The sequence below is a fragment of the Psychrobacter sp. AOP7-A1-24 genome (assembly GCF_052376235.1).
GTDB lineage: Bacteria > Pseudomonadota > Gammaproteobacteria > Pseudomonadales > Moraxellaceae > Psychrobacter.
In genome coordinates, this window is the sequence record NZ_JBQSVM010000073.1 from 1 (window position 1) to 6,912 (window position 6,912).

Sequence of the window (6,912 nt, forward strand, 5' to 3'; positions counted from 1 at the left end):
CCAATACCGCCGCAAAATAACATGGATGCCCAAGAAGCGTCTGAAAACTCAGGTGTTTCTTCTGGGCGGCCTAGTTTGATCTTACCGATATCAGATATCACGATGTAAATCACAAACATTATGGATAGCGCGCCGAATGTGAGATAAGCAAAGCCAAAGTTATCTACTACAAAGCTGCGGGCTATACCTACCCAGGCCTTACCCTGCTCAGGGAACAGTATCAAAGGTATGGAGATACTAAAAAGAATAACCAGCACCATAAAGAAAGTGAATTTATCGATACGAGTATCAGGTACGTGGTCAGGTCGCCACTGTGGTACTGACATACCGACATCAAAAGTGCCTAAATGTGGAGGACTATGATGCTTTGATCGAGCCTTTACGTAATCTGGCAGGTATTCTTTTGAGAGTTTGCTTGTGTCCTTATTTGGATTTTGATCGTTATTCGTGTTGCTCATGTTATTGTCTCTTTATATTTGACGTTACTGTTTTAGCTACTCAGCGCTCCTAGAATTAGAAATTCCTTTTTTGTACATGTTGTATGGCCCATTATAAACATTGGGGTATTCAAAAAATTATCGTCGTCTACAGTGTCTGACCAGTTAGACAATACTAGGCAGGCACTATTGTATGATTATTAATTTAATCGTTATACCTACAATCAATAGTAGATTGACGATAGGTATAGTAACGGCAAATGGAAGATTTTGTTTGATTGGTTTCATATATCACCCCAATCAATAGGTTTTAGTTTTCCTTAACACTGGTCTTTCGACAGATTCATTTTCCCAATTTTATTTTTGATGAATTTAAATATTTATGCATAACTGTTAATAATTAACCATCTAATAGCCAATAGAGGGCGTAAACTTGTTAAAATAGGGCACCAATTTATCTATTGATGGATATCGATTTATGACCACTGCTGCTGCCACTCCTGCAATCAAAGAAGATCGCATCTTAATCCTCGATTTTGGCTCACAATATAGCCAGCTAATCGCTCGCCGTGTGCGCGATTCTGGGGTGTTTTGTGAGATGTTCCCTTATGATATCGATACTCAGCGCATCATCGACTTTGGCGCAAAAGGCGTCATCTTGTCGGGTGGCCCTGAGAGCGTCCATGCAGAAAACAGCCCACGTATCAATGACGCGGTGTTTGAGCTAGGCGTGCCAGTATTAGGTATCTGCTACGGTATGCAAGCGATGGCAGATCGTTTTGGCGGGCAAGTTCATGCCAGTGATATTCATGAGTTTGGTGCTGCGACCATTGATGTCACTGGTCATTCACAGCTGACTGACGGTATCGAAGACAGCAAGACTGAAGGAAACGCATCTAAACTCAATGTTTGGATGAGCCATGGTGACAAAGTCATCGAAGTACCTGAAGGTTTTGACATCGTTGCTAGCACGCCAAGCTGTCCAATTGCGATTATGGCCAATGACGACAAGCAATATTATGGTCTACAGTTCCATCCAGAGGTAACGCATACTCTACAGGGTCAAGAATTGCTTGGTCGTTTTGTCCATCAGATTTGCGGTTGTGCAGGTGACTGGACACCAGACAACATCGCTGATATGCGTATCGCCCAGTTAAAAGAGCAAATCGGTGACAAGCAAGTATTGCTAGGTCTATCTGGCGGTGTCGATAGTTCAGTCGTAGCTGCGCTATTGCACAAAGCAATCGGCGATCAGCTGACGTGTGTGTTCGTCGATAATGGTTTGTTGCGTCTGCACGAAGGCGATCAAGTGATGCAAGTCTTTGCCGAAAACATGGGTGTAAAAGTCGTGCGTGTTGATGCAGAAGATTTGTTCTTGGATGCGCTAGCAGGTGAGTCTGATCCAGAGAAAAAACGTAAAATCATCGGTAAAACCTTCATTGACGTATTCGCTGATAGCGCGCGTCAAGTGAGTGAGCAGAGCGACGGACAAGTCGTTGAATTCTTGGCACAGGGTACGATTTATCCTGATGTCATCGAATCTGCTAAGTCACATCAAGGCAAAGCGCATGTTATTAAGAGTCACCATAACGTAGGCGGTTTGCCAGATGATTTGGCATTCAAATTGATTGAGCCATTACGTGATTTGTTCAAAGACGAAGTACGTAAGCTAGGTATCACGCTAGGCTTACCTGCCAAAATGATCTATCGCCATCCGTTCCCTGGTCCAGGTTTGGGCGTGCGTATCCTTGGTGAAGTTAAGAAAGAATACGCTGACGTGTTGCGTTTGGCTGATGCGATATTTATGCAAGAGCTTGAGCGTTCAGGCTGGTATGACAAGACGGCCCAAGCATTTGCAGTATTCCAACCTATCAAATCAGTCGGCGTGGTCGGCGATGGTCGCCGCTATGCATGGGTAATCGCGCTACGTGCGGTTGAGACTGTAGACTTTATGACCGCTCGCTTTGCACATCTGCCGTATGATTTGATCGAGACGGTATCGAACCGCATTATGAATGAAATCGCTGATGTATCACGCGTGACGTATGATGTGTCGAGCAAGCCGCCAGCGACGATCGAGTGGGAGTAATCACTCCTTAAGTAACACTATTAGCTATAGAAAAAGCCCACGATAGCGTGGGCTTTTTTATGAGATTTTTAATACTAAAAAGTTATAAAAAATGGCTATCAACTAAAAATTACTCCGTCATCAAACGTGGTCCTGCACCTGTTTCACCCAGATCGTCATAAGGGTTAAGCAGTTTGCAGCGTTCCAGTGATAGGCAGCCACAGCCGATACAGTCGCTCATCATATTCTTTAGCTCAGTCAACTGGACAATCTTGCGATCTAATTCCGCTTGCCATCTGAGCCCCAACGCTTCCCAGTCTTTAAGCGTGATGCGAGTGTGATTGGGCAGCTCATCAAGCTCTCGCAAAATCTCATCTAAAGAAAATCCCGTACGCTGCGCCACTTGAATCAATGAGACGATACGGATGACATGCTTTGGATATTGTCTATGATTGGCGTTGTTCCTTTGACTTTTTATCAGCCCTTTACGTTCATAAAAATGTAGCGCAGACACCGCTACGCCTGTTCTTTCGCTGAGCAGACCGACCGATATCCAATCAGGCGTGAGTCTTTTTTGCATTTTTTTCTTGACCTCAACTTAGGTTTAGGTCGCACAATAGCCCTCATTCAAGATGAATACAAGTACAAACGCGCAAAAAAACTGACGATAAACATCATCATCTTTTCAGATTCTTGGCGCGTTATACTTTTTACTCATAATAACGCTATCTGAAACAGGGTAGGCAAACATAAGGATTTTACAATGAACGTACTTGCCTTTGGCACCAGCAACAGCCGAAACTCTATTAACCAAAAGCTGGCACGCTATAGCGCCTTGCAAATCGACGATGCCGATGTGACGCTACTCGATATTCATGATCTTGAGATGCCAATCTTTAGCGAAGAGCGTGAAAAAGAGAGCGGCATCCCACAATTTGCCCATGATTTTTATCAAGCGATTGGGGACGCTGACGCTGTTATTATTTCATTTGCTGAATACAATGGCTCATACACGTCCGCGTATAAAAACTTGTTTGACTGGGCGTCACGCATCGATATGAAAGTTTATCAAGACAAGCCAATGATTATGCTTGCTACATCACCAGGATCTAGCGGCGCGCAAAGCGTACTTGCTGCGGCTAAAGGCTCAGCGCCGTTCTTTGCCGCTGATGTCAAAGGTGCATTGTCATTGCCCAACTTCTTTGATAATTTCGATGTTGAGACAGAGCAAGTGACGGATGATGCATTTAATAAACAACTGAATGAGATTATCAATAAGTTATGAGACTTAAACAGGCGTGATAGGCAATAAAAAAGCACTCAACTTGGTTGGGTGTTTTTTAGTTTTAATGCTAGTTTTCGTTAGGGGTTTCGCCTGGTAATAAACCAGCATATACAAACGACAGACTATTAATTAAATCTGTTACTAACTTATCTACTGCTAACAATATGGTTTCATATTGCTCAATAGACTCATCACTCACTACTTCTTTGATACTGTCATATGACATTTGATCAGTAATTTCTTTTACCGAGATAGATTCTATTCCAGCATTTTCTATAGCTTGTAAAACACATAAGTTTTTATTGGAAAATCCAGCCTGATGAGCCACTTTATTTCTAGGTTCTCGTAGTTCGGCTACTACATTGTTCATTTCTTCTAAAATAGCAGCTGATATAGGATAGGAATTTAGTAGAGCTTTCTTGATTTTATTTTTACCATTTTGATTTTCTATCTTACTACTCTCCATCAAGATAGTTGAGCCAGCTAACAGGTATGATCGGTCAACTACACTAGTCAGTTTAAGTAAAAGGTTTTCAATATGATGAGCATGATGCTCGGAAAAATTATATTCTGAATCTTCATAACTTTTTTTGCGCAAATACTCCATTGTGATTGACATGTTTTTTAGAGCATTATCAATCTCATTAACTCTTGAAAAAATATTTTGAGCATATATTTCGGTGGATGAAGCATGGTAGCTACTATCACCATTAGATAGGGCAGCCATACCTTTCGAAAGAGAGTCGGTAACTAGTGGAAAAAATTGCTTTATATTAGGGTTCTCAGTATGGCTCATGATGTTCCTTAATTAAGTAAAAGATGCATAAGAGAAGACTATAAATAAAAGGCAGCACCTTAAAAGAGATGCTGCCTTTTTTATAATATTTGACTGCTAAGCAAAAAACCTATCTTTTCACATTCACCACATAACGCCCAACCACTTTGCTCGACATAAAGCGATCTAAGTACTCTGGCGTTTGCTCTAGTGTAATCTCTTCACCATAGCTTTCAAGATTAGGCAGTTTCATATCAGTGGCGACACGCTTCCAGATGGCTTCTTTGTCAGCCAGTGGGATATAGACCGAGTCGATACCCAGTAGCGACACTGCACGGGTGATGAATGGCATGACTGTCATTGAAAACTCAGCGCCGCCCGCTAGACCACAGCTCGTCACCGCGCCGCCCGCTTTGGTTTGCTTGAGCAAGTTAGATAAGTAGTCGCCACCGATGGTATCGATAGCGTTGGCCCATAGCTCACGGCCGACAGGTTTATTACCGATCTCATTAATGGTATCGCGATGACGTACTTCGCTCGCGCCAAGCCCTTTTAAATGCTCGCTTTGCTCTGGCTTACCTGAGAATGCAATCACCTCATAGCCAAGTTGCTTTAAGATAGCGATACTGATCGTACCTACGCCGCCTGTTGCGCCAGTGACAGCGACTGGACCATCACTTGGTTTTGCACCCATTTTCTCTAGCTTTTGCACACTCAGCGCTGCGGTTAGACCGCCAGTACCATAGGTCATCGCCTCTTTTAGCGTCAGCGTTTCTGGGCAAGGTAGCGCCCAATCGGCTGGTATTGATATCATCTGACCGAGTCCACCATCTGTATCCATACCGAGATCATAGCCGAATACTAATACTTCTTGTCCTTTGCTAAACGTGCCTGACTTATCACTGACGACCACGCCAGCAGCGTCGATACCTGGGGTATGCGGGTACTGTTTGGTGATTCTTTTATTGCCTGTGGCTGACATGGCATCTTTAAAGTTTAACGATGAGTAATGCACTTCGATGAGCAAGTCATTCTCTGGTAAATCACTGATATTGCGTTCTTGAATGCTCTTTTTAAATTCACCGTCGCTGGTCTCTTCGACGACTAAGGCTTTGAACGTTGTATCGTTTGACATAGTTATATCCTTATTAAGTTTTATTGTTTGTGTTTATTAATAACGGTACGGCGATGCTATTACAGCTTCGCCATAATTGAAGCAACACCGCTAAAAAAAGCCCACAGTATTATCTGATAAGTAATACAAATGGGCGTTCTTATACTTTCTAATACCACTGGTTTTTGCTCTCATCACGAGGCGAGTACAGGAATTAAGGTTTTAAAAGAACTTTACCTTTTTTACTTGATTGTACTTTTCCAGAGACGGCAGTTGTGATGTCATCTAGACTATAAATGGCTTCGATAGGTAGCTTTAGATCGCCATTTGAAGCGCGCTCTAGTAGTTCATCGATCAGACGTTGTTTGTTATCAAGGTCCATTTCTTGGCTGGTTTTGCTGCCCCAGAAGCCTTTCACAACCGCTTGCTTAAAGATTAAGCTGCCAGCGTCTAGTGCCATTGGCTTGCCTGACATGATACCAAATGAGACCAGCGTACCATTGCTGCCAAGTAACGACAGTAGCTCGTTGCTCGATTCGCCACCGACTGAATCGACAGCGGCTGTAATTTTGTCATCACCAATGATGGCTTTGACTTGGTCTTTCCAGTCGTCATCAGCAGTGACGACGTTGTTTTTGATATCAAGTGCTGTCAGTTCCTCGAGTGAGTCTTTACTACGCACCAGATTGATTGTATTCACACCGCGTGCAGCAGCGAGCATGGCTAGCGTTTTACCAACGGCGCCATTTGCTGCGTTATGGATAATCCATTGACCGCTATCGACTTCTAGAAACTCTAACAGCATCAAAGCAGACAATGGCATGGCAATCAGCTGTGCAGCCAGTTCGTCTTCGATACTATCAGGCATGTTAAATACCATACTGGTAGGAGCGACAAAATACTCTGCCCACGTTTCGTGCACACTGGCACACGCCACACGTTGGCCAACACTAAATTCTGTGACGTCATCACCTACCGCATCAATAATACCTAACGCTTCACTACCACCGATGGCTGGCATCTCAGGCTTATAGCCATATTGTCCACTCACGGTCAGCATGTCATGGTTGTGAATAGGGGAGAGGATAGTTTTGATACGGACTTCGTTTGCAGCTGGCTGCGGCATAGGACTGTCGCCCACGCTCAATACGTCGGAAGGTTTACCGAAACTGTTATGAATAGCACTACGCATGATAATTTCCTTTATCTATGAATTTATATATTTATAAGTAT

General features: G+C 43.3%; 7 protein-coding genes. 2 read left to right on the forward strand and 5 right to left on the reverse strand.

What is annotated here, in order from left to right:
• Positions 1-458, reverse strand: a 458-nt coding sequence (locus ACT3QQ_RS13410; protein WP_444528375.1) for a BCCT family transporter, incomplete at its 3' end; no start/stop codon positions are given.
• 457 nt (positions 459-915) lie between these two features.
• Between ACT3QQ_RS13410 and guaA the strand changes: the two genes are divergently transcribed.
• Entirely contained in the window at positions 916-2,526 is a 1,611-nt protein-coding gene (guaA, locus tag ACT3QQ_RS13415; RefSeq protein ID WP_444528376.1) for a glutamine-hydrolyzing GMP synthase, read from the forward strand.
• Between the two features lie 109 nt (positions 2,527-2,635).
• Here guaA and soxR read toward each other — a convergent pair whose 3' ends face one another.
• Entirely contained in the window at positions 2,636-3,085 is a 450-nt protein-coding gene (gene soxR / locus ACT3QQ_RS13420; protein ID WP_444528377.1) for a redox-sensitive transcriptional activator SoxR, read from the reverse strand.
• 183 nt (positions 3,086-3,268) lie between these two features.
• Between soxR and ACT3QQ_RS13425 the strand changes: the two genes are divergently transcribed.
• Positions 3,269-3,790 (forward strand): NADPH-dependent FMN reductase, encoded by a 522-nt coding sequence (locus tag ACT3QQ_RS13425; RefSeq protein ID WP_444528378.1) that lies wholly within the window; start codon positions 3,269-3,271, stop codon positions 3,788-3,790.
• Positions 3,791-3,857: 67 nt separating this feature from the next.
• Here the strand turns inward: ACT3QQ_RS13425 and ACT3QQ_RS13430 are convergent, their stop codons facing one another.
• The 3 genes from ACT3QQ_RS13430 to ACT3QQ_RS13440 all read right to left on the reverse strand — a co-directional run bounded on the left by ACT3QQ_RS13430 (position 3,858) and on the right by ACT3QQ_RS13440 (position 6,871).
• Complete coding sequence (locus tag ACT3QQ_RS13430) at positions 3,858-4,586, reverse strand: hypothetical protein (RefSeq protein ID WP_444528379.1); 729 nt, start codon at positions 4,584-4,586, stop codon at positions 3,858-3,860.
• Positions 4,587-4,695: 109 nt separating this feature from the next.
• Entirely contained in the window at positions 4,696-5,700 is a 1,005-nt protein-coding gene (locus ACT3QQ_RS13435; protein ID WP_444528380.1) for an oxidoreductase, read from the reverse strand.
• A gap of 193 nt (positions 5,701-5,893) precedes the next feature.
• Positions 5,894-6,871 (reverse strand): zinc-binding dehydrogenase, encoded by a 978-nt coding sequence (locus ACT3QQ_RS13440; RefSeq protein ID WP_444528381.1) that lies wholly within the window; start codon positions 6,869-6,871, stop codon positions 5,894-5,896.
• Between the last annotated feature and the right edge of the window lie 41 nt (positions 6,872-6,912).